The sequence below is a fragment of the Pseudomonas sp. PDM28 genome (assembly GCF_019219115.1).
Taxonomy (GTDB): Bacteria; Pseudomonadota; Gammaproteobacteria; order Pseudomonadales; family Pseudomonadaceae; genus Aquipseudomonas; species Aquipseudomonas laurylsulfatiphila.
This window is the reverse complement of sequence record NZ_JAHUWG010000008.1, coordinates 189,025-215,625: the sequence shown is the minus strand read 5'-3', so window position 1 is coordinate 215,625 and position 26,601 is coordinate 189,025. Positions and strand designations below refer to the sequence as shown.

At 61.3% G+C, this 26,601-nt stretch carries 24 protein-coding genes; 10 read left to right on the top strand and 14 right to left on the bottom strand.

The window, feature by feature from the left end:
- Nucleotides 1–66: 66 nt before the first annotated feature.
- Nucleotides 67–1,041 carry a porphobilinogen synthase gene (gene hemB / locus KW841_RS19695; RefSeq protein ID WP_218479254.1) on the top strand — a complete coding sequence of 325 codons (975 nt, stop codon included), beginning with the start codon at nt 67–69 and terminating at the stop codon, nt 1,039–1,041.
- Between the two features lie 122 nt (nt 1,042–1,163).
- Here hemB and KW841_RS19690 read toward each other — a convergent pair whose 3' ends face one another.
- The gene (locus tag KW841_RS19690; RefSeq protein WP_218479251.1) at nt 1,164–2,699 is read right to left on the bottom strand and encodes an FAD-dependent oxidoreductase; all 1,536 of its coding nucleotides are present in this window, start codon (nt 2,697–2,699) and stop codon (nt 1,164–1,166) included.
- Nucleotides 2,700–3,032: 333 nt separating this feature from the next.
- The gene (locus KW841_RS19685) at nt 3,033–5,243 is read right to left on the bottom strand and encodes a TonB-dependent siderophore receptor (RefSeq protein ID WP_218479248.1); all 2,211 of its coding nucleotides are present in this window, start codon (nt 5,241–5,243) and stop codon (nt 3,033–3,035) included.
- A gap of 280 nt (nt 5,244–5,523) precedes the next feature.
- On the opposite strand from KW841_RS19685, the gene KW841_RS19680 reads away from it, so the two are divergent.
- Nucleotides 5,524–6,618 (top strand): DUF1615 domain-containing protein, encoded by a 1,095-nt coding sequence (locus KW841_RS19680; protein ID WP_218479246.1) that lies wholly within the window; start codon nt 5,524–5,526, stop codon nt 6,616–6,618.
- Between the two features lie 243 nt (nt 6,619–6,861).
- On the opposite strand, the gene KW841_RS19675 is transcribed toward KW841_RS19680, so the two are convergent.
- A complete protein-coding gene (locus tag KW841_RS19675) occupies nt 6,862–7,263 on the bottom strand; it encodes a hypothetical protein (protein ID WP_007996958.1) in 402 nt (133 codons plus the stop codon).
- Nucleotides 7,264–7,525: 262 nt separating this feature from the next.
- Between KW841_RS19675 and KW841_RS19670 the strand changes: the two genes are divergently transcribed.
- Entirely contained in the window at nt 7,526–8,149 is a 624-nt protein-coding gene (locus tag KW841_RS19670; RefSeq protein ID WP_218479243.1) for a glutathione S-transferase family protein, read from the top strand.
- Nucleotides 8,150–8,282: 133 nt separating this feature from the next.
- Here the strand turns inward: KW841_RS19670 and KW841_RS19665 are convergent, their stop codons facing one another.
- The gene (locus KW841_RS19665) at nt 8,283–8,723 is read right to left on the bottom strand and encodes a CBS domain-containing protein (protein ID WP_007976812.1); all 441 of its coding nucleotides are present in this window, start codon (nt 8,721–8,723) and stop codon (nt 8,283–8,285) included.
- Nucleotides 8,724–9,054: 331 nt separating this feature from the next.
- Between KW841_RS19665 and KW841_RS19660 the strand changes: the two genes are divergently transcribed.
- Nucleotides 9,055–11,415 (top strand): DNA polymerase II, encoded by a 2,361-nt coding sequence (locus tag KW841_RS19660; RefSeq protein WP_218479242.1) that lies wholly within the window; start codon nt 9,055–9,057, stop codon nt 11,413–11,415.
- Here KW841_RS19660 and KW841_RS19655 read toward each other — a convergent pair.
- Nucleotides 11,380–11,850: a DUF1810 domain-containing protein gene (locus KW841_RS19655; RefSeq protein WP_218479240.1), complete on the bottom strand. Its 471-nt coding sequence runs from the start codon at nt 11,848–11,850 to the stop codon at nt 11,380–11,382. The two genes, KW841_RS19660 and KW841_RS19655, sit on opposite strands and share 36 nt — an antisense overlap.
- 29 nt (nt 11,851–11,879) lie before the next feature.
- Entirely contained in the window at nt 11,880–12,701 is an 822-nt protein-coding gene (locus KW841_RS19650) for an aldo/keto reductase (RefSeq protein WP_218479238.1), read from the bottom strand.
- Between the two features lie 272 nt (nt 12,702–12,973).
- Between KW841_RS19650 and KW841_RS19645 the strand changes: the two genes are divergently transcribed.
- The 3 genes from KW841_RS19645 (at nt 12,974) to KW841_RS19635 (ending at nt 15,526) form a co-directional block, all read left to right on the top strand.
- On the top strand, nt 12,974–13,723 hold the full coding sequence (locus KW841_RS19645; RefSeq protein WP_218479236.1) for a hypothetical protein: 750 nt from the start codon (nt 12,974–12,976) through the stop codon (nt 13,721–13,723).
- A gap of 217 nt (nt 13,724–13,940) precedes the next feature.
- Nucleotides 13,941–14,726 carry a sulfite exporter TauE/SafE family protein gene (locus tag KW841_RS19640; RefSeq protein ID WP_218479234.1) on the top strand — a complete coding sequence of 262 codons (786 nt, stop codon included), beginning with the start codon at nt 13,941–13,943 and terminating at the stop codon, nt 14,724–14,726.
- Nucleotides 14,727–14,974: 248 nt separating this feature from the next.
- Nucleotides 14,975–15,526 (top strand): DUF4174 domain-containing protein, encoded by a 552-nt coding sequence (locus KW841_RS19635; protein WP_007976822.1) that lies wholly within the window; start codon nt 14,975–14,977, stop codon nt 15,524–15,526.
- Nucleotides 15,527–15,713: 187 nt separating this feature from the next.
- Here the strand turns inward: KW841_RS19635 and ampC are convergent, their stop codons facing one another.
- The 3 genes from ampC to KW841_RS19620 form a co-directional block, all read right to left on the bottom strand.
- Nucleotides 15,714–16,823: a class C beta-lactamase gene (ampC, locus tag KW841_RS19630; RefSeq protein ID WP_371319524.1), complete on the bottom strand. Its 1,110-nt coding sequence runs from the start codon at nt 16,821–16,823 to the stop codon at nt 15,714–15,716.
- Nucleotides 16,824–16,999: 176 nt separating this feature from the next.
- Nucleotides 17,000–18,343, bottom strand: coding sequence for a glucarate dehydratase (gudD, locus tag KW841_RS19625; protein ID WP_218479227.1), 1,344 nt, complete (start codon nt 18,341–18,343; stop codon nt 17,000–17,002).
- 25 nt (nt 18,344–18,368) lie between these two features.
- The gene (locus KW841_RS19620; protein ID WP_218479225.1) at nt 18,369–19,715 is read right to left on the bottom strand and encodes an MFS transporter; all 1,347 of its coding nucleotides are present in this window, start codon (nt 19,713–19,715) and stop codon (nt 18,369–18,371) included.
- A gap of 281 nt (nt 19,716–19,996) precedes the next feature.
- Between KW841_RS19620 and KW841_RS19615 the strand changes: the two genes are divergently transcribed.
- A complete protein-coding gene (locus tag KW841_RS19615; RefSeq protein ID WP_007976831.1) occupies nt 19,997–20,707 on the top strand; it encodes a FadR/GntR family transcriptional regulator in 711 nt (236 codons plus the stop codon).
- Nucleotides 20,708–20,863: 156 nt separating this feature from the next.
- On the opposite strand, the gene KW841_RS19610 is transcribed toward KW841_RS19615, so the two are convergent.
- The gene (locus KW841_RS19610; RefSeq protein WP_218479223.1) at nt 20,864–21,775 is read right to left on the bottom strand and encodes a DMT family transporter; all 912 of its coding nucleotides are present in this window, start codon (nt 21,773–21,775) and stop codon (nt 20,864–20,866) included.
- A 96-nt stretch (nt 21,776–21,871) separates the two neighbouring features.
- On the opposite strand from KW841_RS19610, the gene KW841_RS19605 reads away from it, so the two are divergent.
- Complete coding sequence (locus KW841_RS19605) at nt 21,872–22,735, top strand: LysR substrate-binding domain-containing protein (protein WP_104447912.1); 864 nt, start codon at nt 21,872–21,874, stop codon at nt 22,733–22,735.
- Nucleotides 22,736–22,838: 103 nt separating this feature from the next.
- Here the strand turns inward: KW841_RS19605 and yegQ are convergent, their stop codons facing one another.
- Nucleotides 22,839–24,164, bottom strand: coding sequence for a tRNA 5-hydroxyuridine modification protein YegQ (gene yegQ, locus KW841_RS19600; RefSeq protein WP_218479221.1), 1,326 nt, complete (start codon nt 24,162–24,164; stop codon nt 22,839–22,841).
- 160 nt (nt 24,165–24,324) lie between these two features.
- Here yegQ and KW841_RS19595 point away from each other — a divergent pair, with 160 nt between their 5' ends.
- On the top strand, nt 24,325–25,386 hold the full coding sequence (locus KW841_RS19595; RefSeq protein ID WP_007976839.1) for an AI-2E family transporter: 1,062 nt from the start codon (nt 24,325–24,327) through the stop codon (nt 25,384–25,386).
- Here KW841_RS19595 and KW841_RS19590 read toward each other — a convergent pair.
- From KW841_RS19590 to KW841_RS19580, 3 genes are all read right to left on the bottom strand, one after another.
- Nucleotides 25,383–25,574 (bottom strand): hypothetical protein, encoded by a 192-nt coding sequence (locus KW841_RS19590; RefSeq protein WP_095967442.1) that lies wholly within the window; start codon nt 25,572–25,574, stop codon nt 25,383–25,385. The two genes, KW841_RS19595 and KW841_RS19590, sit on opposite strands and share 4 nt — an antisense overlap.
- Before the next feature lie 115 nt (nt 25,575–25,689).
- Nucleotides 25,690–25,884, bottom strand: a complete 195-nt coding sequence (locus KW841_RS19585) for a hypothetical protein (protein WP_007976845.1) — start codon at nt 25,882–25,884, stop codon at nt 25,690–25,692.
- Nucleotides 25,885–26,119: 235 nt separating this feature from the next.
- Nucleotides 26,120–26,488: a hypothetical protein gene (locus KW841_RS19580; RefSeq protein WP_218479219.1), complete on the bottom strand. Its 369-nt coding sequence runs from the start codon at nt 26,486–26,488 to the stop codon at nt 26,120–26,122.
- Nucleotides 26,489–26,601: the final 113 nt, after the last annotated feature.

The window sequence follows — 26,601 nt, the reverse complement described above, 5'->3', positions numbered from 1 at the left end:
TCTGACACTCCGCCTTCGCGAGCAAGCCCGCTCCCACATTCTGTCCTCTGATATCCAGGAATCCCCATGTCCAGCCAATTCCCCGAAGCACGCCCACGCCGTCTGCGCCGCAATGCGAGCCTGCGCAGCCTGTTCCAGGAGACCGAGTTCAGCCTCAACGACCTGGTACTGCCGATTTTCGTCGAAGAAGAAATCGACGACTTTGTGCCGATCAAAAGCATGCCCGGCGTGATGCGCATTCCCGAGTCGAAGCTGGCCGGCGAGATCGAGCGCTACGCCCGTGCCGGGATCAAGTCGGTGATGACCTTCGGAGTGTCCCATCATCTGGACAGCAGCGGCAGCGACACCTGGCGCGACGACGGCCTGGTCTCGCGCATGTCGCGCATCGCCAAGGACGCGGTGCCGGAAATGATCGTGATGTCCGACACCTGTTTTTGCGAGTACACCGACCACGGCCATTGCGGCGTGCTGCACAACCATGAAGTCGACAACGACCAGACCCTGATCAACCTCGGCCGGCAAGCCGTCGCGGCGGCCCGAGCCGGTGCCGATGTGATCGCCCCGTCGGCGGCCATGGACGGGCAGGTCCAGGCGATCCGCCGGGCCCTCGATGAAGCCGGGTTTACCCAAACGGCGATCATGGCCTATTCGACCAAATTCGCCTCGGCGCTCTATGGTCCGTTCCGCGAGGCGGGCGGCAGTGCGCTCAAGGGCGACCGCAAAAGCTATCAGATGAACCCGATGAACCGCCGCGAAGCGGTGCGCGAGTCGCTGCTCGACGAACAGGAAGGCGCCGATGCGCTGATGGTCAAGCCGGCCGGTGCCTACCTGGACATCATCCGCGACATCCGCGAAACCTCGCGCCTGCCGCTGTCGGCGTATCAGGTGAGCGGTGAATACGCAATGATCAAGTTTGCCGCCCAGGCCGGGGCCATTGATGAAGACCGCGTGGTGCGCGAGAGCCTGGGGGCGATCAAGCGTGCCGGGGCAGACCTGATCTTTACGTATTTTGCGATGGACCTGGCGTTGGCGGGGATCTGAAAAATAACGCATAACCCTGTGGGAGCGGGCTTGCCCGCGATAGCGGTATGTCAGACATATAGATGCTGGATGTGCCGCCGCCATCGCGGGCAAGCCCGCTCCCACAGGGGGATGTGGTGTTCTCAGGGCGTGCCAAAAAACGAGCGGATCCCGTGGTCACGGAAGTACCGTTCGATCACTTTCGGGTCCGCGCACGTCTCGGCAATCGCTACATAGGTATCGGGCCGCAACAGATAAAAGCCGTTGCGCCCCAGGCCCGCCGCTTCGAACGCCGGTCGCCAGTCGAACACATGCAACGGCAGATGGTGCTCGTGGCACCAGGCGATCATCTCGTCGCTGGTGTCGCCGTAGACATGCACCTGCCAGGTGATGCATTTGAGCGATTCAAAGTTGTCCCCCTCACCGTCATGGGCCCAGGGCAGGCGATCACCGCCATGCACGTGCCCGGCAACGCCTGTGCTCAATGGCATGCCCCGATAATTCAGGGTGATCTGCGACACCGTGCGAAACAGGAATTGGCGGGAGGTTTCGAACGAGGTGATTTTCGGGATCAGGAACGGTGCCAGGCGCGTACGTAGCAAATCGGCCATCGGCCCGTCGGCGGTAACGAAGGTGAAGACCCGGTCAGTGGTCGCCACCAGTTTGCGGGCAAAGGCGATGCGCTCGGTTTCATAGGTGTCGAGCAGCCTGGCCTCGGCAGCGCCGCTCAGCACGGCCGCCAGTTTCCAGGCCAGGTTGATGGCATCGCCAATCCCGGTATTCATGCCCTGGCCGCCCGCCGGGCTGTGCACGTGGGCCGCATCGCCGAGCAAAAACGCCCGACCATTGCGAAAGTGATCCGCCACCCGGTGATGGACGCGGTAGGTCGAGAACCAGTTCAGTTGCTCGATCTGCACCTTCATGTGCTCGATGGCCCGGCTGCTGACGTCTTCGAAGCACAGGGTCTCGGCGTGGTCGGCGCGCTCGTCGCGTACGGTGCCGATCAAGCGTGCGCGGCCACTGCCCGCCAGCGGGAATACGGCAAGGAAGTCCGCCTCGTCGAGGTCCACGTGCAGTTCACCGTTGAATGTCGGGCCGCTGCCCTGTACGTCGGCGACGTAGAAAATCTGCTGGTAAGTACCGCCGGGAAACCCGGTATCCAGGGTCTTGCGCACAATCGACCGGGCGCCGTCGCACCCGGCGAGGAAACAGGCCTGACAGATTTCCTGCTGGCCGTCAGGCAGATGCAGCGTGGCGGTGATGCCGTCGGCGGTTTGCTCGAAGCTTGCCAGTTCGGTGTTGCGTTCCACCGAGATGCCGAAGGCTTGCAGGCGCTCGATCAGCAGCCGTTCGTGCTCGTCCTGCGGGAAAATTTCCAGGAACGCGTAGGGCGTCAGTCCCTCGCCGACCTGGGTCAGTGGCAGGTGCGTCACGGGTTCACCCTTGACCCAGAAGTTGGCGGCCGCCACCCGATGGCCGTATTGCACAACCGCGTCGGCCAGCCCGAGTTGTCGATACAGTTCCAGCGTCCGCGCCTGGACAGCCAGCGCCCGGGACGTGGTGCCAGGGGCCGAGGCCTTGTCGACAATCCGCACGCGCACGCCCAGTTTGCTCAGCCACAACGCCAGGACCAGCCCGGTCGGGCCGGCGCCGATGATCAACACATCGCTTCTGTGCATGAACTCATCCTCCTCGCTGGGTAGAACAAGTATGGACGACTCGGTCCCCTGTAGGAGCGAGCCTGCTCGCGATGAACGAAAGAGCGCCGCGTTAATCCTGAAAGCACGCGTTATCGTTAACGTCCATCGCGAGCAGGCTCGCTCCTACAGGTACAGATACGGGCACTCGGTCCCCTGTAGGAGCGAGCTTGCTCGCGATGGACGAAAGAGCGCCGCGTTGATCCTGAAAGTACGCGTTATCGTTAACGTCCATCGCGAGCAAGCTCGCTCCCACAGGTACAGGTACAGGTACAGGTACAGGTACAGGGCAGGGCAGGGCAGGGCAGCCCTCAATCAGAAGTCGATGGTGCCCGACAACTTCGCGGTACGCGGTTCGCCCTGGGTCAGGTAACCCCCCTGGGCCGATTCCCAGTAGCTCTTGTTGGCGACGTTTTCCACGCCCAGGCGTACGGTCACGTCTTTTTCCTGGACCCTGAACGCGTAGCGGGCGCCGGCATCGAAGCGGTTCCAGGCCGGCAGGCTGAGGTTGTTCGCCGCGTCGGCGTATTGGCCGCCGGTGCGCAACATGCGTCCGTTCAGGGCTGCGCCCGGCAGGCCCGGCACGTCCCAGTCGACACTGGCATTGAACTGGAAGCTCGGCACGCCGATGGCCCGGTTGCCATCGTTGAGGCCGTCCTGGGTGTTCTTCAGTTCGGTGTCCATCACGGTCACGCCGCTGAGCAGGCGCAGGCCGTCGATGGGTTCGCCGAAGACATTGAGTTCCACGCCCTTGTTGATCTGTTCACCGTCATGAATGAACACGGCGGTGGTGTCGTCGATGACTTGGGTGTAGCCGTCAGCCGGTTGTTCGATGCGGTACACACCGAGGGTCGCACCATAGGTGCCCATGTCGACCTTGACCCCGGCTTCAACCTGTTTGGAACGCGACGGGGCAAACACTTCATTGCCGTTGACCACGACCCTGGAGCCGGAGGTCGTCGGAGCCGTCGGCCCCTGGGCCAGGCCCTCGATGCGGTTGGCGTAGAACGACACGTGGTCCCACGGCTTGAACACGATGCCGTACACCGGCGTGGTGATCGACTTGTCGTAGTTGGACGTGCGGTTTTGCGTGTTGTAGTCGTAGCCTTGAACGACCAGCTGTTGGCGGCGTACGCCCAGGGTGACCAGCAGGCGATCATCGATAAAGCCCAGGGTGTCGGACACGGCGGCGCTGCGCATGAAGGTTTTGCCGGTGATGCCCGGATCGCCCAGGTCACCGCCGGAGAAGCCGCCCGCTGGCGCTGGAACGTCAATCGGGTGGTAGATGTTGTTCGGGTATTGGGTCAGGTCGAAATCGAAGGCGTTGCGCTGTTGAGTCCAGATTCCCGCCAGGCCGAAGTTCAGTTTATGGGTCACCGGACCCGTGGCGAAACGGCCATTGAGGCCGGCCATGGCGCTGGTGTTGTCTTCTTCGTGGGGAATGAATGAACCGCTGGTCACCGAGCTGCCATCGTTGCCCACCAGGGTGGTTGAGTCGTAATTGCCGACTTCGCGGGTGTGCTTGGCGCCGCCGGCGGCGTAGGCGGTCCAGCTGTCGTTCAGGTCGTATTCGGCGCGCAGCATGCCGAAGGTGTCCTCGATCTCGCTGAAGCCCCACTTCTGCGCGTAGTTGGTGTCGGCGGAGGGCGCATCCGGGATGTGCGTGGCGTCGCCAAGGTTGACCGAGCTGCGACCGCCGTTGATGCGTTCCTTCGAATAGACGAAATCGCCGGACAGGCGTAGCGCATCGCCGCGGTAGTCGAGGCCCAGGGCAAACAGCTTGGAGCGCTGGTTCTCATCGTCGATGGCGGTGTCGCCTTCACGTTGGGACAGGTTCAGGCGAGCGCCGAAGCGGTTGTCCTCGCCAAAGCGCTGACCGATGTCCAGGTGTTCGCCGATGCGCCCGTCGTCGCTGATGTCCGTGGTGAACCGTCGCAGCGGCACGTCATTGGCGCGCTTGGGTTGCAGGTTGACGCCGCCACCGATGCCGGAACCGGTCGGGGTGACACCGTTGATGAAGGCGTTCGGCCCCTTGAACACTTCCACGCGCTCCAGGGCATCGGTGGAAATGATCTGCCGCGGCAGGATGCCGTACAGGCCGTTGAAGGAAATATCATCGCCGTTCAGGGGCAGGCCGCGAATCATGAAGGTCTGGGCCTGGTTGGAAAAACCGGAAGCCTGACGCACCGAGGCATCGTTGAGCAGCACGTCGCCGACGGTTTCGGCCTGCTGGTCGCGGATCAACGCTTCGGTGTAGGACGTCATGGTAAACGGAACGTCCATGATGTCCTGGTTGCCCAAGATACCCAGTTGAGCGCCGCGGGCGACCTGACCACCGGCGTAAACCGGGGGCAGGTCGGACGGTGCCGGGGCCTGGGCGTTGACATTGACGTCGCCCAGCACCAGCGGTTTTCCCTGGGCCTCGGTTGTTTCGGGCGTTGCGGCATGGGCCGTCAGGGACAAGGAGCAAAACAGGGCCAGTAGCGTCGGGCGAAAAGGTACGCACAGTCGTGCTGGAGTGGTCATGATGAGGTCCTGGGCGGCGCGCGGCCGATTGGAAAAGGGGCGGCGCGGGAACTCCATGCGCAAATGCGACTCCTGATGCAAATGGTAGTTGTTCTCAGTAGCGTTGCGCAATGCGTTTTCTGCAAGGCACACAGGCATTTTCTGCACATGCAGATTTCGGATAATGGGGCTTCAGGGCCGTTTCAGTGGCAAATAGAGGCACGCGGTGGACAAGGGTCATAGCCGCTGCCCTGCCATTGCTCGTATGGTTAAGCCGGACCCAAGGACTAGATGGAACGACATGCAAGCCAATCGATTGATCTTCAGCATCGCCGCTTTGTTGATACTGGCCGGTTGCGGCAGCCAGCGGACCCAGGAACCGGCGGCGCGTAGTCCGGACCAGGTGAAGGCCGAGATTGTGCGATTGCTGCCGGCCAAAGCCGCCGATCCCCAGGGGTGGGCCACGGATATCCAGGTGGCGTTTACCGCGCAAGACATCTCGCCGACCACGCAAAACCTGTGCTCGGTGCTGGCCGTGACCGAACAGGAGTCGACCTTTCAGGTCGATCCGAGCGTACCGGGCCTGGGCAAGATCGCCCGCGACGAGATCGACCGTCGCGCCGCCAAGGCACACATTCCCGGCCTGCTGGTGAACAGTGCGTTGAAGCTCGACTCGCCCAACGGCAAAAGCTACAGCGCCCGCCTGAATGCCGCGCGCAGTGAAAAGGAGCTGAGTGGCATTTTCGACGATTTCATCGGCATGGTACCGATGGGCAAAACCCTGTTCGGTGGCTTCAACCCGGTGCATACCGGCGGACCGATGCAGGTCAGCATCGATTTTGCCGAGCAGCAGGCCAAGGGCTACCCGTATCCGGTGCAGGGCTCGATCCGCCATGAAGTGTTCACCCGGCGCGGCGGCATGTATTTCGGCATCGCGCACCTGCTGGGGTATCCGGCGAGTTATCCGCAGCCGCTGTACCGCTTTGCGGACTTCAACGCGGGTTGGTACGCCAGCCGTAACGCCGCGTTTCAGAACGCGGTGAGCCGGGCTTCCGGTATTCCGTTGGCGCTGGATGGCGACCTGGTGCGTTACGGTTCGATCATGCCCGGCACCACGGAACTGGCCGTGCGCACCCTCGGCAAGCAACTGGACATGCGCAATCCGGCGATCCGCGCGCAACTGGAAGAGGGCAATACCCTGGCGTTCGAAGACAGCACACTCTATCGACGGGTTTTCGAACTGGCCGAAAGGGCCGAAGGTCGGCCGTTACCCCGTGAAGTGTTGCCTGGGATCGTGCTGCAAAGCCCGAAAATCACGCGCAAACTGACCACCGCGTGGTTCGCCAAACGGGTCGATGAACGTTACCAGCGCTGCATGGCGCGGGCAGGGAAGTAATCGGTTGTTCCAACAATTCCGGGCAACTGTAGGAGCCAGCTTGCTGGCGATGGACTCCAGTGCGCCGCGTTAATCCAGATCACACGCGTTATCGTTAACGACCATCGCAGGCAAGCCAGCTCCCACAAGGGACCGCGCCCACGCTGGAAATGAAGCGACCTCCAAAACAGTGAAAGCTCCAAGCATAAAAAACCCGGCGGGTGAGGCCGGGTTTTCGTCGAGTCCAGCGGTAAAGCTCTGCATTCAGACAGCGCGGCTTTCGATCAGACGATCCGAACCGCCTTCAGCAACGCGGTTCTGCAGCAGTTTGTCGGAACCGCCTTCAGCAACGCGGTTTTGCAGCAGTTTGTCGGAACCGCCTTCAGCAACGCGGTTCTGCAGCAGCTTGTCGGAACCACCTTCAGCGACGCGGTTCTGCAGCAGTTTGTCGGAACCGCCTTCGGCAACGCGTTTTTCCAGCAGGCGATCCGAACCACCTTCGGCCACACGATTCTCGATCAGGCGATCGGAACCACCCTCGGCCACACGGCTTTCAATCAGACGATCCGAGCCGCCTTCAGCGACCACAGGTTGAGCAGAAGTTGCGGCGAAAGCGTTAACTGCGAAAACCGAGAAAGCGATGCTGAGGAGGGTTTGGCGTTTCATGATGGTGTGCTCCGGGGGTGCTTATGGGTGGGTATGGAGCAGATGTTACGCCGCGGATTTTTTAAGAGAACTTCATTGAGGTGATGGTGAACATCGATGGCAGTGATAGGACCTGCGCCATACCCCTTGTGAGCTTGATGGTGCGATCGTCGGATGGTCGCTGTGTGGCAGGTGGTGGCTTCTACACTGGATAGCTGGCGTGTTCCTCTGCCGGGACGCTTGATGAGGCACTGCAGAGATCGCGGTGTGCAAGGAGACGATTATGTACCAGCTCTACGGTCATCAGAACTCCGGGGCCGCGGCCATCGAAGCCGCCCTTGAACTTTGTGATGTTCCCTATCGCTTCATCGATGTCGAGGCGTCCGCGGAGGCGGCCCATGCGCTGGAGAAACTCAATCCGCTCAAACAGATTCCGACCCTGCAACTCCCCGATGGCGCTGTCCTGACCGAGAGCGTGGCGATCCTGATTCATCTCGGGCTGAGCTTTCCCGCGTCGAGGTTGTTGCCCCGGGACCCGGCCGAGCGGGACCAGGCCATTCGCGCCATGGCGTACATCGCCAGCAATTGCTATGCGGCCATCGGCATCATCGATTACCCCGAGCGCTGGCTGGCCGAGGCGGACGAGTCGTTCAGGCAGAACCTCATGGAGGGAACCCGCAGGCGCCTGCACTGGAGTTGGGAGGTATTTGCCGACCAGTTTTCGGGCGAACTGTATCTGGGCAGCGAGAAACCAGGGGCCCTGGATGTGCTGACGGCGGTGATCTCGCGGTGGGCGGGCAGTCGGGAACATTTGCGCATTGCGCGGCCCGGGTTTTTCGCCTGGCTGGAACGCATCGACCGCCACCCGGCTCTGGCACCGGTGTTCGCCCGGCATTGGCCGGCCTGAAAGCACCACTTACCCTGTGGGAGCGAGCTTGCTCGCGATGGGGCCATGTCGGTCGACATCTATGTTGAATGTCTGGCCGCTATCGCGAGCAAGCTCGCTCCCACAGGTTTTCGGGTGAATGTTGTGTCCGGATTTACTCCCCGCGAATGTACTGCTCCAGCTGGCGAATCAGTTCCGCCTGTTCGGCAATCGCTTCCTTGACCAGGTCACCGATCGACAGCAGGCCGATCAATTTGCCGCCTTCGACCACCGGCAAGTGACGCAGGCGTCTATCGGACATGATACCCAGGCAGGTATCCACGGTTTGGTGGGTGTCGACGGTAATCACCGGCGACACCATGATGTCGCGCACGGGCGTGCCCACCGAGGAGCGGCCGTGCAGCACCAGTTTGCGCGCATAGTCCCGTTCGCTGATGATGCCCAGCACTTCATCATTCTCCACCACCAGCAAGGCGCCGACGTTTTTCTCGGCCATCTTCATCAGCGCTTCGAGCACCATGTGATCGGGTTTGATCTGGTGCACTTCCTGATTCTTCTGATCTTTGAGCTTGAGCAGTTGGGCGACGGTTTTCATGGTGGTTACTCGGGTGTTGTCGTTGTCCTTGAAGAATCGTAGACGCAAGCGCTCAGGGCAAGGGCGAAAGCGGCAGATAACACGCAAAAAACGTCATTCGGCGGTTTTTCTTCGGTAAACCCCTTATTTCCGGTCAACATCAATCCTGTGGGAGCGGGCTTGCCCGCGAAGGGGCCATAGCATTCAACATCTTTGTTGGCTGACAGTCCGCTATCGCGGGCAAGCCCGCTCCCACAGGATTGATGTTGACCGCTGATCTCGGCGCGAAGTGCGCTATCCCTGCCGATGCCGGGTAGAATCACCCTCTGAATCAGTTTCGAGGTTTGCAGTGGTGGATCTACAGCAGGGCTTCGTCCTGACCCGGCATTGGCGCGACACCCCGGTCGGTACGGAAGTCGAGTTCTGGCTGGCGACCGACAGCGGTCCCCGGCGCATCCGCCTGCCTTTGCAGCCCTCGGTGGCGTTCATCCCTGCTGCGCAGCGTCTGCAGGCCGAAAGCGTCTTGCATGACGAGAAGAATGTCGAACTCAAGCCCCTGAGCCTGCAGGATTTCGACCATCGCCCGGTCCTCGGACTCTACTGCCGGCAACATGGCCAGTTGATGCGCCTGGAAACCGCGTTGCGCCGGGCCGGCGTCGAAGTGTTCGAAGCCGACGTGCGCCCGCCGGAACGCTACATGATGGAACGCTTCATCACCGCGCCGGTGCGCTTCAGTGGCACGCCGAATGCCGAGGGCCTGTTGCTCGACGCACAGATGAAGCCCGATCCCGACTATCGGCCGAGCTTGAAACTGGTGTCCCTGGACATCGAGACCACGGCCCAGGGCGAGTTGTATTCGATTGCCCTGGAAGGCTGCGGCGAGCGTCAGGTGTACATGCTCGGCGCGCCCAATGGCGACGATAGCCAGGTGGATTTCCAGCTCGAGTACTGCGATTCGCGGACCTTGCTGCTGAAAAAGCTCAACGACTGGTTTGCCCGGTTCGACCCCGACGCGATCATTGGCTGGAATGTGGTGCAGTTCGACTTGCGGGTGCTTCACGAACACGCCCGGCGCCTGGCGGTGCCGTTGAAACTGGGGCGTGGCGGCGAGGAAATGCAGTGGCGCGAACATGGCAACGGCAACCATTACTTCGCTTCAGCCGCTGGCCGCCTGATCATCGACGGTATCGAGGCCCTGCGTTCGGCGACCTGGAGCTTTCCCTCGTTCAGCCTGGAAAACGTCGCGCAAACCCTGCTCGGCGAGGGCAAGTCCATCGACAACCCGTACCAGCGCATGGACGAAATCAATCGCATGTTCGCCGAGGACAAACCGGCGCTGGCCAAATACAACCTCAAGGATTGCGAACTGGTCACGCGGATCTTCGCCAAGACCGAGTTGCTCACCTTCCTGCTGGAGCGGGCCAGCGTCACGGGACTGCCGGCCGATCGCATGGGCGGTTCGGTGGCGGCATTCACCCACCTGTACATGCCGCTGATGCACCGTCAGGGTTTCGTTGCGCCGAACCTCGGTGGCAAGCCACCTGAAGCCAGCCCGGGCGGTTTCGTCATGGATTCGCAACCGGGACTGTACGAATCGGTGCTGGTGCTCGACTACAAGAGCCTCTATCCGTCGATCATCCGCACCTTCCTGATCGACCCCGTGGGGCTGATAGAAGGGCTCAGGCACCCGGACGATAGCGAGTCGGTGCCGGGCTTTCGCGGCGCACGCTTCTCTCGCACCCGGCATTGCCTGCCCTCCATCGTCGCGCGGGTCGCCGAAGGCCGGGAAACCGCCAAGCGCGAACACAACGCACCGCTGTCCCAGGCGCTGAAAATCATCATGAACGCGTTCTATGGGGTACTCGGCTCCAGCGGTTGTCGCTTCTTCGATACGCGCCTGGCGTCGTCCATCACCTTGCGCGGGCACGAGATCATGCTGCGCACCCGCCAGTTGATCGAGGCCCAGGGGCATGCGGTGATCTACGGCGACACCGACTCGACCTTCGTCTGGCTACGTCGCGCCCACGGCCAGCAGGAGGCGGCACAGATCGGCCAGGCGCTGGTGGCGCACGTCAATCAGTGGTGGCGCGAGCATGTGCAGCAGGAATACGGCCTGCAAAGCGTTCTCGAACTGCAGTTCGAAACCCACTACAAGCGCTTTTTGATGCCGACCATTCGCGGTGCCGAAGAAGGCAGCAAAAAACGCTACGCCGGACTGGTGACCCGCGCCGATGGCAGCGACGAAATGGTCTACAAGGGCCTGGAAACCGTGCGCACCGACTGGTCGCCGCTGGCCCGGCAATTCCAGCAAGAACTGTATTCGCGGATCTTCCTGCGCAAGCCCTATCAGGATTACGTACGTGACTACGTGCGCAAGACCCTGGCCGGCGAGTTCGATGACCGGCTGGTTTATCGCAAACGCCTGCGCCGCACCCTCGATGACTACCAGCGTAACGTCCCGCCCCACGTACGCGCGGCGCGCCTGGCCGATGAGTACAACGACAGCCAGGGGCGCCCGCGGCAATACCAGAACGGCGGCTGGATCAGCTACGTGATCACCGTCGCCGGCCCCGAACCGCTGGAAGTGCGCAGCGCGCCCATCGATTACGACCACTACATCACCCGGCAACTGCAACCGGTGGCGGACGCGATACTGCCGTTTGTCGACGACGACTTCTCAACCCTGATTGGGGGGCAACTGGGCCTGTTTTGAGTCCATCAGCGATAAGGTCCAGTCATCCAGGATGCCGTGGAAGTATTGGTTCAAGGCTTGCTGGAAAAGGCTGTCGGCGGCATCGACCTGGGCGAACAGGGTCATCGAGGAATGAAATTTCAGGTCGTCGGGATGACCGAAAATCACGGCCACCGAGCGCTCCCGGATGTTCAGCACTTCCTGGGTGCAGGTGCGCAGGCGGGCGCCGAGCAACGGATGCTCAAGGTAGGCCAGGGCCTCCTCTCGCGAGCGGATGGCAAAGCGGCGCGACATCTCGCTGCCGCCGAGCCCGGCAAACTGCGGAAAAATGAACCACATCCAGTGGCTGCGCTTGTGTCCGTTGTTCAGCTCGTCTTGAACCCGGTCGAATACCGGGTCCTGAGCCTGGAGAAAGCGTTGCAGATTGAACGGGTCCAGGTGGTCGGTGCTTCTCATGGCGAAGCTCTCTGACAGACTGCGTTGGCTCAGACCATGGCCAGCCGCTGTTTGCGTTGTGGCGCATGAAACGCGTGGTCCAACGCCTCCAGATCCCCGGGCTCAAGTTGCAGCGTGGCGGCTTGGGCATTGAGTCGCACATGTTCGGGCCGGACCGCTTTGGGGATGGCGATCATGCCGTCCTGGCGCACTATCCATGCCAGCGCCACCTGTGCTGGCGTCACCCCGTGCCGGGCGGCCACCTGCTTGAGTGTGGCATTGGCGAGCATTTTTCCACCCTGGCCGATCGGGCAGTAAGCCATGACCGGCAGCCGCTGCTGTTGGCTCCAGGGTAACAAGTCAAATTCTATGCCGCGCTGCTCCAGATTGTAGAGCACCTGATTGGTGGCGCAGGCCGGGGCATCCAGTTCCAGCAAGTCGTCGAGGTCAAAATTGGACACGCCCCAACGCCCGATCTTGCCGGCTTCGCGCAGGCGCTCGAAGGCGTCGACGGTTTCCTCCAGCGGATACTGGCCGCGCCAATGCAGCAGATACAGATCGATGTAATCGGTACCGAGCCTGCGCAGGCTGCGCTCGCATGCCTGGGGGATGCCCTGGCGGCTGGCGTTGTGCGGGTACACCTTGCTGACCACGAAGACGCTGTCGCGCTGGCCGGCGATGGCTTCGCGGACCACTTCCTCGGCGCCGCCTTCGGCGTACATTTCAGCGGTGTCGATCAGGGTCATGCCCAGATCGATGCCCAGGCGCAGTGCCGCGACTTCTTCCCTGTGCCGTGAGCGGTCCTCGCCCATCTGCCAGGTGCCCTGGCCAATGACGGGCACCTGGGCGCCAGCCAATTGAAGCGTGCGCATGCAAACCTCCTGTGTGTATACGGTGTTGGAGCTGCCGCAGGCTGCGATCTTTTGATCTTGAACAATCAACGTCAAAAGATCGCAGCCTGCGGCAGCTCCTACAAGGAGTGTGGACCGTTCTCATGATGTTCTGATCCGTTTTTTCTATGAACATTCCCCTGCCAGTGATCGATTGGTGTCGCCCGATACTGCACTTTTTCGAAATGTCCGGCTCTATCCATGGCAGCCTGCGGCGATCCCCACCGTCGGCGCATGCCCAAGTTCAAGAACCCATGGCTCGAGTTTCACCCGCGAACAGCACAAAAATCCGCCGTCATTGCCTGCTGCTGGCAGGTCTGTCGATGTTCTTCGTCACCGGTTGCAGCCAGCAGCAGGGCGGCGACATCATCACCCAGATGCGCGAAGGCCAACCCCAGGAGTTCCTGCAGACCAGTGTCGACCGCATGGCCACCCTGACCATGCGCGACAACCTCGACAGCCTTTACCTGCTCATGGGCAAGCTCTACCTGCGCAACCCCGATGAGCTGAAAAAGTCCGGTTTCCTCGATGCCCGTACGGCCGGCAAGCAAGTGCGCATGGCCATTGAACAGCAGCAGCCATTACCGACCCTGGGCGGAAAAAAGGACCTGGCGGCCCTGCGTTTTGCCATGAGCCCGGAATTTCTCGGCGATCGGGTCGGAGCGTTCATCTATGCCATCGGCAGCATGCTGGTAACCGCCCATGGCAATCGCACCGAGTTCTACATGACCGATACGATCAACCCGGTATTCGTCAGCAATGCCGCACGCAACATCGAGATTGCCACCTGGATCCTCAGCCAGCGACAAGACAAGCAAGGCCAACCCCTGCTGTTTTCCAACGAAATCTCGGAGGAGGGCAGCAACCTGAGCTTTGCCGTCGAGTTCGGCAAGATCGTCGCCCGCCTGGACCTGCTGACCCAGATGCTCGACGAGCGCTACCGGCGCATCGGCCTGAACTATGCCCAGAGCCTGCTGTTCCTGAATTTCCTGCCGGTGCAGTGAGCACGACACGGAACCCTGTGGGAGCGAGCTTGCTCGCGATAGCGGTGTGTCAGTCGCCATTGATGCCAACTGATACACCGCTATCGCGAGCAAGCTCGCTCCCACAGGGTTGCATGATGGTTCCGGAATAAAGATAGATCGCATCGATATAACTGGTTATAAGAAAAATCGCTATGCTGCGGGCCAGATTTCCCCTGCGATCTTTGTGGACGTATCAATGGATTTAGTGAACATCGGGTTGGTCGTGGCCGGGTTGGTGGTTGGCTTTATTGTCGGCATGACTGGCGTCGGTGGCGGGTCGCTCATGACCCCGATCCTGCTGTGGTTCGGTATCAACCCGGCGACGGCGGTCGGTACCGATTTGCTCTACGCGGCGATCACCAAGTCCAGCGGCGTACTGGTTCACCGAAAGAACAACAACATCGACTGGGCGATTACCGGTTGGCTGACCCTTGGCAGCGTGCCGGCGGTTGCACTGACGTTGTGGTTCCTGAGCACTTTGCACTCCAGCCCCGATGCGATGAACGCGATCATCAAGCAGGCCCTCGGCTTTGTGTTGTTCGCCACGGCACTGGCGATCCTGTTCAAGAAGCGTCTGCTGGATTTCGCCCACAAACGTGCTGGCGGCCACTACAACCCCAGCGGCTCGCGCCTCAATGTCCTGACGGTCATCACTGGCCTGGTCCTCGGCACCATGGTCGCGCTGACGTCCATCGGCGCCGGTGCACTGGGCACCGTGGCCCTGTTCATTCTCTATCCGATGCTGCCGACCCGCCGCCTGGTCGGCACTGAAATCGCCCACGCCGTGCCGCTGACCCTGGTCGCCGGCCTCGGCCATGCCAGCATGGGCAACATGGACTGGCACGTCCTGGGTTACTTGCTGGTGGGTTCGTTGCCGGGGATTTACCTGGGCAGCCACCTGACCGGGCGCATCTCCGACGAACTGCTGCGTCCTTGCCTGGCGACCATGCTGTTGCTGATCGGCTACAAGCTGGCGTTCTGATTCAATTCGTTACGCCGACCTCCTTCGCGGGTGCAATGCCCAGTCGGTGCCTGTCCGGGCACCCCTTGCGACCCGCTTGATCCTTGATCTGCCTTGAACTTTGTAAATCCTGAGATGACCCCGAGTTGTTGCGCAATGACCGCCCTGACCTAAGCTTGGGACAAGGCGAAAAAAATTGCGGTACGTCACCCGGAACGATCGCCGCGATGCGCAATCATTAGAGCGTGGATATCAAAAAGGAGATGCGCATGCTCATCAGGTCACTGACCATGGCTATCTTGCTGGCGATTGCCGGCACCTCGTTCGCCGCCGATGGCGACTCACCGCTGGACATGGACAAGGGCAGGGCACGACCACTGATTGTCATCGCTCCAAGCACTGTGGATCCGACTTGGGTCAGCCTGAAAAAGTCGCTGGATGAACCAGCCAACCGCAAGGGTTTCACCGACCGCAACATGGTGCTCTACACCGTGCTCAACCTGATGGGCCAGCGCGACGGCAAAGACCTCGGACCGCAGGATACGGCGGCGCTGATCCGCTCGCTCAAGCTGGGTGCCGGCGCCAAGACCAAGGTGATTCTGGTCGGCAAGGACGGCGAAAAGAAACTGGAACAATCGGACACCATCAAGCTGGACGAGATCTTCAGCGCAGTCGATCAGTTGCCGGCGGCCGAGAAAGAATTTACCGCGACAGTGGCCGCTCCCGTCGCTGAAGCCGAGCCGGCGGCCAAAGGCGCCAAGCCCGGGAAAAACAGCAAACCGGCCAAGCCCGCCAAGCCGCCGGAAATGCCGGATGATTGATCCGGCCCTGAATCCTGGTGGTAAGCAATTAACTTGTGGGAGCGAGCTTGCTCGCGATGGGGACCTGACATTCAACATTTATATTGACTGTTACGACGCCATCGCGAGCAAGCTCGCTCCCACAGGTTTCGTGTGTTAACTGATCAGTATCAACCTCCAGTTTTTTCTCTGGGAGCGCGAACCAGACTTATTGGGCAAGCGCACTCAAAATCTGATGCGCAATCCTGACCCGCTGCGCATTCGGGAAGTTCTTGTTGGCCAGCATCACAATGCCGATCTCCTTCGATGGCACGTACAGCACGTAAGCGCCAAAGCCACCGGTTGAGCCTGTCTTGTTGATCAGCACGTTCTGCGGTTGCGCTTGCGGCGGGTTCAGCCACTGGACTTCATGGGCCTGCATGGCCATCGGCGTGGAGTTGCCGTCCAGCAAGCGATCCAGTGTGATCGGGTAGCGATACATCTCCCAGCCCAGGCCCTGGGTCATGTCGCCAACGCTGTAGTAGGCGCTATGAGTCAAGGCGATGGCTTGCTGCAACGGCTTGTCCAGAGACGTCGGCTTCATGTTGGCGTCGACGTAGGCCAGCAAGTCTGCGGCGCTGGTCTTCACCCCGTACGCCTCGGAATCCAGCGCCCCCGGAGTGACCCGCACCGGCTTGTCGTCCTTGTTGTAGCCCTGGGCGTACAGCGCCATCTGGTCCTGCGGCACATGCACATAGGTGTGCTTGAGGCCCAGTTTTGGCAGCAGGGTTTTCTCCATCAGCTCATCAAACGGCTGTCCCATGCTGTGGGCGGCGAGGTAGCCGAACAGGCCAAGGCTGGGGTTCGAATACAGTCGGTGGCTGCCGGGGGCGTAGAGCGGTTTCCATTGTTTGTAGTAGCCGAGCATTTTGTCGGCCGAATCATATTCGGCAGGAAATTGCAGCGGCAGGCCGCCGGCGCTGTAGGTGCCCAGTTGCAGCACGCTGATGTGGTCGAAAGCACTGCCGCGCAAGGCCGGCAGGACCTGGCTGGCCTTGTCCGACAGTGACAGTTTGCCGGTGGCCTGGGCGTAGGCGGCGAGGGTGGCGGTGAAGGTTTTGCTGACCGAGCCGATTTCGAACAGGGTGTCTTTTGTGACAGGGCTGCCGGTTTCTTTCGAGGCGACGCCATAGTTGAAGTAGTGCGCTTGGCCGTTGACGGTGACCGCCACGGCCATGCCGTGGATACCCTCGGCCTGCATCACCGGTTGTACGGCGGCGTTCACCAGCGTCTCGATTTGATCCTGTGCCACGCACTGGCCTGCGGCAAATATCGCCATGCCGGCGGCGATGGTTTTCAGCCTGTCCATGTGGGTTTCATCCGTCGTTGATTCAGTTGCGCGCCATTTTAGGGGGTTAAGCGCCAGGCTCCGAGCGCTTTTTAAAGCGGCCGCCAACAGGCGGCCACGCGCAACCCTTGAATCAACTCACTTGGCGATTCAACCCACTGGGCGATTCAACGCACCAGGCACGGCCGCTTGTTATCGAACGTCCAGCCCGGAATCAAAAACTGCATCGCCACGCTGTCATCCCGCGCCCCCAGGCCCATGCCTTTGTACAGTTCATGAGCCTTGGCGACCTGATCCATGTCCAGTTCCACCCCCAGCCCCGGTTTCTGCGGCACCTGCACGCAGCCGTCGACGATTTGCAGTGGGGCCTTGGTCAGGCGCTGGCCGTCCTGCCAGATCCAGTGGGTGTCGATGGCGGTGATCTCGCCCGGCGCGGCTGCCGCGACATGGGTGAACATCGCCAGGGAAATGTCGAAGTGGTTGTTGGAGTGCGAACCCCAGGTGAGGCCCCATTCGTGGCACATCTGCGCCACGCGCACCGAGCCCTGCATGGTCCAGAAGTGCGGATCGGCCAGGGGAATGTCGACCGACTGCAACTGGATCGCGTGGCCCATCTCCCGCCAGTCGGTGGCGATCATGTTGGTTGCGGTTTTCAGCCCCGTGGCCCGGCGGAATTCAGACATGACTTCGCGTCCCGAGTAACCGTTCTCCGCCCCGCACGGGTCTTCGGCGTAGGCCAGCACGCGGTGCTGATCGCGGCACAGGCGGATGGCTTCTTTCAGTGACCAGGCCCCATTCGGGTCGAGGGTGATGCGCGCATCGGGGAAGCGTTCGGCGAGGGCCGTGACCGCTTCGATTTCGGCGTCGCCGCTGAGCACGCCGCCCTTGAGCTTGAAGTCCTTGAAGCCATAACGCGCGTGCGCCGCCTCGGCCAGGCGGACCACCGCCTCGGCGGTCATGGCTTTTTCGTGACGTACGCGGAACCAGTCGTTGTCGGCGTCTGGCTCGCTGCGGTAGGCGAGGTCTGTTTCGTTGCGATCACCGACATAAAACAGATAGCCAAGCATCTTCACTTCATCGCGCTGCTGGCCTTCACCGAGCAGGGCGGCGACCGGCACGTCCAGGTGCTGGCCGAGCAGATCGAGCAGCGCAGCTTCCAGGCCGGTGACGGCGTGGATGGTGATGCGCAGGTCGAAGGTCTGCAATCCTCGACCGCCGGCATCGCGGTCGGCGAAGGTCTGGCGTACCTGGTTGAGAATCTTCTGGTAAGTGCCGATCGGGCTGCCGACCACCAGGCTGCGTGCGTCTTCCAGGGTCTGGCGAATGCGCTCGCCACCCGGCACTTCGCCGACGCCGGTGTGGCCGGCGTTGTCCTTGAGGATCACGATATTGCGGGTGAAAAACGGGCCGTGGGCACCGCTGAGATTGAGCAGCATGCCGTCGTGGCCGGCCACCGGAACAACCTGCATGCTGGTGATGATCGGGGCTTTGGCGATGTCGTGTGCGGTCATGTTGTTATCCTTTTAAACCAATGATTCAGGCGTGGTGGGGCGCTGGTTTGCCCGGTGCGGTGATGGGGGCGACCTTGGGTTTGTTGCGTGCGGCAAAGACGATGATCGCGGCGATGATCGAGGTCGCGGCCAAGCCATAGAGTCCGCCCTGGATGGAGCCGGTGCGTTCCTCCAGCAGACCGAAGGTGGTTGGCGCGACGAAACCGCCGAGGTTGCCCACCGAATTGATCAGCGCGATGACACCGGCGGCGATGCGTGCGTCCAGGTAAGCCTGGGGAATCGGCCAGAACAGCGACGAGGCCGATTTGAAACCCAGCGCCGCGAAGCAAATCGCGACGAAGGCGAAGACCGGCCCACCGGTGGTGGACATGAACATCCCGGCAGCGGCGATCAGCAGGGCCGCGGCGACCCAGGCTTGCTGATGCTTCCACTTGGCCGACAACGAGGCGAAGGCATACATGCCGACAATCGACAGCAGCCACGGGATCGAGTTGAACATTCCGACCTGGAAGTCGCTGAGGTCGCCCATCTTCTTGATGATGCTCGGCAGCCAGAAGGTCGCAGCGTAGATGGTCAGCTGGATGAAGAAGTAGATCAGGCAGAACAGGATGATCTGTCGGTCCTTGAGCAGCTTGCCCAGCGACGGCTTGATCGGTGTGGCGGCTTCGCGGGCCAGTTGTTCGTCGTCGATGGCCTTGACCAGCGCGTCCTGCTCGTCGCGGCTCAGCCATTTGGCATCGTGGGGTTTGGAATCGAGCCAGAACCAGACAAAAACACACAGACCCACCGAGAACATGCCTTCGATGAAGTACATCCATTGCCAGCCATGCATGCCGAGTCCGCTGATTTGCAGCAGCAAACCGGACAGGGGACCGGAGATCAGCGAGGCAATCGCCGAGCCGCTGAGGAAAATCGCAATCGCCTTGCCGCGCTCCACCCCAGGTAGCCAGCGGGTGAAGTAGTAGATCACCCCGGGAAAGAACCCGGCCTCGGCCACGCCCAGCAGAAATCGAAGGATATAGAAGTGGGTTTCGTTCTGGATGAACGCCATGCCCGCGGCGACCAGGCCCCAGGTCAGCATGATTCGCGTCAGCCAGATACGCGCCCCGACTTTTTGCAGGAGGATGTTGGAGGGCACTTCGAACAGCGCATAACCGATGAAGAACAGACCGGCGCCGAGGCCGTAGGCGGCAGCGCCAATGCCCAGGTCGTGTTCCATGTGGGCGCGGACGAAACCGATGTTCACTCGATCAATGTAATTGACGATGAACATGATGACGAACAGCGGCAAGACGTGACGTTTGACTTTGGCGATGGCGGACTTCAGCGCTGAATTGGCGTCGTCGTGCATCCCGGAGACGGATGTATTCACTGCGTTTTCTCCCACTCGTTATTTTTATGCGGGGGTGAATCTGGGTGCTGCGTTGTTGATAGACATCATACAACTAGGTTTTTTGATCTTGCAACCGTCTTTGTTCAATGAAATGGCGCTTTACTAGAGGTTTTTTATTCTGTTAGTGGTGGCGTGTGGCCTTTAAAACGAATCAATATGGGCTGATTGTTGAATGTTGTCATACAAGCTCGGCGAGATTTTTCAGGATTCCCGCCCGGCGCGGTGCTACGATTCGATAGCCCTGATTTCCGGACACCTTCATGCAAGAAGACCTCGAAGCACCCGCCCGCAAGCGCAGCCACAACCTGGCCCATGACCTGGTGGAGAAACTGACCCAGCGCATCCTGCTCGGCCAGATGTTGCCCGGCGACAAGCTGCCGTCGGAAAACACCATCGTTCAGGAGCACGGTGTCAGTCGCACGGTGGTGCGCGAGGCGATCTCGAAGTTGCAGGCCTCGGGGCTGGTGGAGACCCGGCATGGAATTGGCACGTTCGTGATCGAGCGCGCGCCGGAGCAGGGGCTGCGGCTGAATGTCGACACGGCGTTGGGGGTGCGCAGCATTCTGGAGTTGCGCATGGGCCTGGAAACCCAGGCGGCGGCGCTGGCGGCAACTCGCCGCACCGATCTGCAACTGGCGCAGATGCGTGAAGCGTTGGACGATTATCAAAGCCTGCTGGCCAACAACGACAGCTGTGTCGAGGCGGACCGGCGTTTTCATTTGCTGATCGCCGAAGCCACCGGCAACGTCTGCTTCACCGAAATCATGCAGCACCTGGGCAGCGCCATGATCCCGCGCACCCGGGTCAATGCCGCCGAGCGGGGGGCCGTGGACTTGAGCAAGCTCGGCGAGCTGGCCAATCTTGAGCACGAGGCGATCCTCAATGCCATCAAGCGCCAGGACCCGGACGCGGCGCGGGCGGCGATGTGGTTGCACCTGACCAACAGTCGTGACCGGTTTTCGGCTAGCTGAGTTTGTCTGGTTTTCAGTGGCACCGAGTCATCGTTCTTCGCGAGCAAGCCCGCTCCCACAGGTTCTGGGTCGTGCTCAGGAACCGCGGCAACCATGAAACCCTGTGGGAGCGAGCTTGCTCGCGATAGCGCCAGACCTGACAGCGAAAAACCTGAATCAGACCCTGACAGCCTGAACAACCACAGCCCGCCGCTCCAGATTCAACGCCAGCACACTCGCCAACACCACCAGCCCGCCGACCACGATCATCAACGTCGGCCGTTCGCCGAGCGCATAAGACGCCATCGCCATCGCCGTCGGCGGCGTCAAATACAACGTCATGGTCGCCCGGCTCAAATCGACATGCGCCAGCACATAGGCCCAGGCCAGGTACGCTAGGGCACTGGGGAATATCCCCAAGGCAATCACTGCCCACTGCACGCGCAGCGGCGCCAGGGCGACTTGATCCACAAGGCCGGGCAGAAAAATCAGCAGTAGCACCGTACCGGACCACACCGTGTAGCACACCAGCGTCAGCCCGTCGTAACGCCCGGTGTGATGTTTTTGCAGGGCAAAGTAGAGGCTCCAGGACACCGCCGCCAGCAGGATCAACAAGCCGTGGGCGTCAATGCTGCCCAGGCCATGATCGCCCGCTACCACTATCACCACGCCAAACAACCCGAGCAGCACACAACCCCAGCGCCACAGGCTCACCTGATCCTTGAACACGAAGCGCGCGATCAATGTGCTGAACAGCGGCGTGGTCTGGGCCAGGACGCTCGAAGCGCCAGCGCTGACACCCTGCTGCCCGAAGTTGATCGCCACGTGATGCAGGCTCACGGCAAAGAACCCCAGGCCGAACATCAGCGGCAAGTCTCGCAGGCTGGGCAGGCGGATGCCTTTGATGACCGCGACCACGGCCATGAACACGGAGGCCAGCAGGAAGCGCAGCAGGGCCAGGTGCACGGGGTCGTAGGCCTGCAAGCCGATATGAATGCCGGTCGGGGAGTAGCCCCAGCACGCCACGACAAACGCCATGGCCAGAATGATTTTCCAGGGTGAAACGAGAGAGGGTGTGAGCGGCGTCATGGTCGTGCACCTGTGGGCTGATGCACGGAGTATCAGAAAGCCTATCGTTCGCCACAACTGACTTATACTGCGCTAACCGTTCACTATGGGTGATGTATGGAGCTGGCACAGATTCGCATGTTCAAGACCGTGGCCGACGTCGGCAGCATTGCCCGCGCAGCCGAATTGCTGCATTGCGTGCCGTCCAATATCACGGCACGGATCAAGGCCCTCGAGGCTGAACTGGGTGTCGCGCTGTTCCTGCGCGAAGGCCGAGGGCTGCGTATCAGCCCGTCGGGGCAGACCTTCCTGGCCTACGCCTCGAAAATTCTCGCCCTGACCGCCGAGGCCAAGCGGGCGGTCGACCCTTCGGCCGAACCCTCAGGGCCGTTGCGCATCGGCGCCATCGAATCGTCGGCCACCGGGCGTTTACCGCGCTTGCTGGCGAAATTCCACAAGCGTTTCCCGCAGGTGGCGCTGGAGCTGACCACCGGCGCCTGGGGGCAACTGCTCGATGACACGCTCAATCACAAGCTTGATGGCGCCATCGTCGCGGTCGACGTCGAGCGTTCGCACCTCAAGCGCACGCCGATGTACCGCGAAGAGTTGCTGCTGATCGCCTCGACATCCCTGGGGCCGTTGCGCGACATCAGCGATTTGCAGGACCAGACTGTGTTCATGTGGCCCCAGGGCTGTCCGTACCGGGCGGCGCTGGAGCATTGGTTGCTGCGACAGGGGCAGGCACTGCCGATTGTCAGCCTGGCCAGTTATGGCGCGATTGTCGGTTGCGTCAGTGCCGGGGCCGGCGTGGCGCTGGTACCCAAGGGGATCTTCGACCAATACGCCAAAGGCGCGGGGTGCGCGGGGTTTGAGTTCCCTGAGCTGACCGCCGTCGACAACCTGTTTTACTGGCATGAAAACGCCGGGGTACACCCGGCGCGTGAGGCGTTCGTGGCGATGCTCCGCGAAGAATTTGCCTGACGCAGTACCTGTGGGAGCGGGCTTGCTCGCGAAGGGGGCGGCACATTCAAAGTCAATATTGACTGACACACCGCCTTCGCGAGCAAGCCCGCTCCCACAGGGATTACGGCATGTTGATATCCCGCATCAGCAGGCCAAAACTCAGATCCACCGCATCCGGTATCGGCAAATACACCGTATGCCCATCCCCCGGTGCAACGTCGATCGCTCCACCCTTGGCGTTCTGCAGCTGATGCAGGTCGAAGTGGAAGTTGCCCTTGGGCGTCATCAGCTCCATGTGGTCGCCCACGCCGAAACGGTTTTTCACCTTGACCTCGGCCAGGCGATCCCGGCGCTGCCCGGTCAGTTCACCGACAAACTGTTGTCGTTCCGACACTGAGCTGCCGTTCTGGTAGTTCTGGTATTCGTCATGCACATGCCGGCGTAGAAAACCTTCGGTGTAGCCGCGCTGGGCGAGGGATTCCAGGTCGCTCATCAGGCCGCGGTCGAAGGCCCGGCCCGCCACTGCGTCGTCGATGGCCCGGCGATAAACCTGGGTAGTACGCGCGCAATAAAAGTGCGATTTGGTCCGGCCTTCGATTTTCAGCGAGTGCACGCCCATCTGCGTCAGGCGTTCGACGTGCTGCACGGCACGCAGATCCTTGGCGTTCATGATGTACGTGCCGTGTTCGTCTTCGAAGGCGGGCATCTGTTCGCCGGGACGATTGGCTTCCTGCAACAGGAACACCTGATCGGTGGGTGCGCCGATGCCCAGGGTCGGTTCGGGATCGAAAGTCTGCACGATCTCGCCCAGCTGGTTTTCCGTGGCCGGCTGCGCCGTGTATTTCCAGCGACAGGCGTTGGTGCAGGAGCCCTGATTGGCGTCGCGCCTGTTCATGTACCCCGACAGCAGGCAGCGCCCGGAATAGGCCATGCACAACGCGCCATGCACGAACACTTCCAGTTCCATGGCAGGCACTTGCCCGCGGATCTCGGCGATCTCTTCCAGCGACAGCTCCCGCGACAGGATGATCCGGCTCAAGCCCTGTTGCTGCCAGAACTCGACGCTGGCCCAGTTCACGGTATTGGCCTGCACCGATAGGTGGACCGGCATCTGCGGGAAGTGCCGGCGCACCAGCATGATCAAGCCAGGGTCGGACATGATCAGCGCATCGGGGGCCATGGCGATCACCGGTTCAAGGTCCTTGAGGAAGGTCTTGAGCTTGGCGTTGTGCGGCGCGATGTTCACCACCACGTAGAAGCGCTTGCCCTGTGCCTGGGCCTCGCGAATGCCGAGGGCGAGGTTGGCGTGGTCGAATTCGTTGTTGCGCACCCGCAGGCTGTAGCGCGGCTGGCCGGCGTACACGGCATCGGCGCCATAGGCGAAGGCATAACGCATGTTTTTCAGGGTGCCGGCGGGGGCGAGCAGTTCTGGCGCGGTGAGGTTCATGGCGGTGTCGGTCGCAAAAGCCGCGCAGGATAAACGCTCGGCACGGAGCGTTTATTGACCTGGATCCATGTCTGGTCAACAAAGAGATGGCACTCGCGCGAGCCGTCGCGGACTAAACATCAGGGCCCAAGTGTTGCGTCCCGGCGGGCATGGATCGGATATGAACGAAGAAACCCTGAAAGACAGATCGCTGACGATCCTTCTGGCCCTGGTGAGCATCGCCTTCATCTGGATCCTGCTGCCGTTCTACGGCGCTGTGTTCTGGGCGGTAATTCTCGGCATCCTCTTTGCACCGCTGCAACGGCGGCTGCAGCTGAAGTTCGGCTGGGAGCGCAACCTCACGTCACTGCTCACGCTGAGCATCTGCCTGTTGATTGCGATCCTGCCAGTGATAGTCCTCAGCATCCTCCTGATCCAGGAGGGGGCCGCGCTCTACAAGAACATCGAGAGCGGCGAACTGGACATCGCCGGGTACGTGGCGCAGTTCAAGCACATCCTGCCGCCGTATTTCCAGCACCTGCTGGATCGCTTCGGCATGGGCGAGCTGAACGGTTTGCGAGAAAAAATCGTCAAGAGTGCGATGACCGGTGGACAGGAACTGGCCGCCCAGGCCTTCATTTTTGGCCAGGGCACGTTCGAGTTCATCGTCAGTTTCTTCATCATGCTGTACCTGCTGTTCTTCTTCCTGCGCGACGGCGCGGAACTGGCGCGCAAGGTGCGTGCGGCGGTGCCGTTGGAGGAACAGCAGAAACGTCGTTTGCAGCTCAAGTTCAATCGCGTGGTACGGGCTACGGTCAAGGGCAACCTGCTGGTGGCGATCACACAAGGCGCGCTGGGTGGCCTGATTTTCTGGTTCCTGGACATTCCCAGCGTATTGCTCTGGGCGGTGTTGATGGCGTTTCTGTCGCTGTTGCCGGCGGTGGGGGCGGGGATTGTCTGGGTGCCGGTGGCCGCGTTTTTCCTGCTCACCGGGGCGATCTGGCAGGGCGTGGTGCTGGGATTGTTCGGGATCTTCGTGATCGGCCTGGTGGATAACGTGCTTCGACCGATTCTGGTGGGCAAGGACACCCGGATGCCGGATTACATGATCCTGATATCGACCCTCGGCGGCCTGGCGATTTTCGGGCTGAACGGCTTTGTCATTGGCCCGTTGATCGCGGCCCTGTTCATGGCCAGCTGGGACATTTTCATCGAAACCAAACCGCGGGTGCAGCTGCCCTAGGCGCTGAGCCTGCCGGACTGGCCGGTGCCGATGCGTTGCGACAGCTCCCGGGCGGCGGGCAGCGAAGTGAGCGGGCCGCTGATCTGCACACCGTCCTGCACCAGATACCAGCAGGCGAGCATGCCCAGCTCTCTGAGCTGTGCGGGGACGGCGCTGCCGATAACGGACATGATCTGAACCTGGGACATGAAAAGTACCTCCATCAATCTGTGGAGCTACTTTAAGGTCCGGGTGCCTCGAGGAGTAATCAACGCTTTCGATAGTGGTCATTGATGCCAGCGGGGGCAAATGACCGTTGGTCGGTCAGTTGACCACCTGATCGAGCATATTGACCACTTCCTGCTCGTTGAGCAGGCCCTTGCGCACCAGGTTTTGCGTCAGCAGCGAGAGAAACTTGGCGCTGCGATGACCTTCCAGGTGCTTGAGTTCGGTCAGTGCGTTGTACACCTTGCTGGAGGTGCACAGACCGACGATGCGGTGCGGGTTTTGCGTTGGCATGTGGTCGTCCTTGTTGTTATCAACCTGTTTTCGACGGACAGCACCGAGCTTGCGGATCTGTCATGACAAAAATATGACCGTTTTTCGCCACACGGCAGAAAACCGGTCGAGTCCATCTTGCCCGTTTCTGCCGCGCGCACTGTCCCGATAGCGACCTTGGCGAGATTTATCCAGACCTGTATCGATCAGCGGGCACAAAAAAGCCCCGCTGTTTCAGCGGGGCTTGATGAATTCGTTACCAGCGGCCGTGTCGCGGGCCGTAGTAGTAGCCACGTGGCGGGCCGTAGTAACCACGGGGTGGTCCGTAGTAAACCGGGGCCGGGCGGTAGTAGATCGGTTGCTGCACGTAGACCGGGGCCGGCTGGTAGTAAACCGGGGGCGGTGGCGCGTAATAAACCGGAGGCGGCGGGGCGTAGACCGGTTGCGGCGCGACATAGACCGGGCGGTTGGCGTTGATCAGAGCCGAACCTACGATGGCAGTACCGACGATCGCGCCAAACACCGCCGGACCCTGCCAGTAATTACCACCACCATGGGCTTGCGCCTGTCCCGCGATAGCGAGGGCGCCGATCAGCAAGGCTACTGTGGGGATTTTACGGATCATGATAGTTCCTCGTTTCTTCAGCCCGGCGCCTGTGTCTGCAATAGACCCAGGGATTGTCGCGGGGATACTTCTAAGACAGCTTTTTTTCGAAAAACAGCACGGTCGCCAGGTAA

What these genes read in the sequence shown, in the direction of transcription:
- hemB (WP_218479254.1), top strand. Translation starts at nt 67, where the DNA reads ATGTCCAGCCAATTCCCCGAAGCACGCCCACGCCGTCTGCGCCGCAAT.
- KW841_RS19690 (WP_218479251.1), bottom strand. Translation starts at nt 2,699, where the DNA reads ATGCACAGAAGCGATGTGTTGATCATCGGCGCCGGCCCGACCGGGCTG.
- KW841_RS19685 (WP_218479248.1), bottom strand. Translation starts at nt 5,243, where the DNA reads ATGACCACTCCAGCACGACTGTGCGTACCTTTTCGCCCGACGCTACTG.
- KW841_RS19680 (WP_218479246.1), top strand. Translation starts at nt 5,524, where the DNA reads ATGCAAGCCAATCGATTGATCTTCAGCATCGCCGCTTTGTTGATACTG.
- KW841_RS19675 (WP_007996958.1), bottom strand. Translation starts at nt 7,263, where the DNA reads ATGAAACGCCAAACCCTCCTCAGCATCGCTTTCTCGGTTTTCGCAGTT.
- KW841_RS19670 (WP_218479243.1), top strand. Translation starts at nt 7,526, where the DNA reads ATGTACCAGCTCTACGGTCATCAGAACTCCGGGGCCGCGGCCATCGAA.
- KW841_RS19665 (WP_007976812.1), bottom strand. Translation starts at nt 8,723, where the DNA reads ATGAAAACCGTCGCCCAACTGCTCAAGCTCAAAGATCAGAAGAATCAG.
- KW841_RS19655 (WP_218479240.1), bottom strand. Translation starts at nt 11,850, where the DNA reads ATGAGAAGCACCGACCACCTGGACCCGTTCAATCTGCAACGCTTTCTC.
- KW841_RS19650 (WP_218479238.1), bottom strand. Translation starts at nt 12,701, where the DNA reads ATGCGCACGCTTCAATTGGCTGGCGCCCAGGTGCCCGTCATTGGCCAG.
- KW841_RS19645 (WP_218479236.1), top strand. Translation starts at nt 12,974, where the DNA reads ATGGCTCGAGTTTCACCCGCGAACAGCACAAAAATCCGCCGTCATTGC.
- KW841_RS19640 (WP_218479234.1), top strand. Translation starts at nt 13,941, where the DNA reads ATGGATTTAGTGAACATCGGGTTGGTCGTGGCCGGGTTGGTGGTTGGC.
- KW841_RS19635 (WP_007976822.1), top strand. Translation starts at nt 14,975, where the DNA reads ATGCTCATCAGGTCACTGACCATGGCTATCTTGCTGGCGATTGCCGGC.
- ampC (WP_371319524.1), bottom strand. Translation starts at nt 16,823, where the DNA reads ATGGCGATATTTGCCGCAGGCCAGTGCGTGGCACAGGATCAAATCGAG.
- gudD (WP_218479227.1), bottom strand. Translation starts at nt 18,343, where the DNA reads ATGACCGCACACGACATCGCCAAAGCCCCGATCATCACCAGCATGCAG.
- KW841_RS19615 (WP_007976831.1), top strand. Translation starts at nt 19,997, where the DNA reads ATGCAAGAAGACCTCGAAGCACCCGCCCGCAAGCGCAGCCACAACCTG.
- KW841_RS19610 (WP_218479223.1), bottom strand. Translation starts at nt 21,775, where the DNA reads ATGACGCCGCTCACACCCTCTCTCGTTTCACCCTGGAAAATCATTCTG.
- KW841_RS19605 (WP_104447912.1), top strand. Translation starts at nt 21,872, where the DNA reads ATGGAGCTGGCACAGATTCGCATGTTCAAGACCGTGGCCGACGTCGGC.
- yegQ (WP_218479221.1), bottom strand. Translation starts at nt 24,164, where the DNA reads ATGAACCTCACCGCGCCAGAACTGCTCGCCCCCGCCGGCACCCTGAAA.
- KW841_RS19595 (WP_007976839.1), top strand. Translation starts at nt 24,325, where the DNA reads ATGAACGAAGAAACCCTGAAAGACAGATCGCTGACGATCCTTCTGGCC.
- KW841_RS19590 (WP_095967442.1), bottom strand. Translation starts at nt 25,574, where the DNA reads ATGTCCCAGGTTCAGATCATGTCCGTTATCGGCAGCGCCGTCCCCGCA.
- KW841_RS19585 (WP_007976845.1), bottom strand. Translation starts at nt 25,884, where the DNA reads ATGCCAACGCAAAACCCGCACCGCATCGTCGGTCTGTGCACCTCCAGC.
- KW841_RS19580 (WP_218479219.1), bottom strand. Translation starts at nt 26,488, where the DNA reads ATGATCCGTAAAATCCCCACAGTAGCCTTGCTGATCGGCGCCCTCGCT.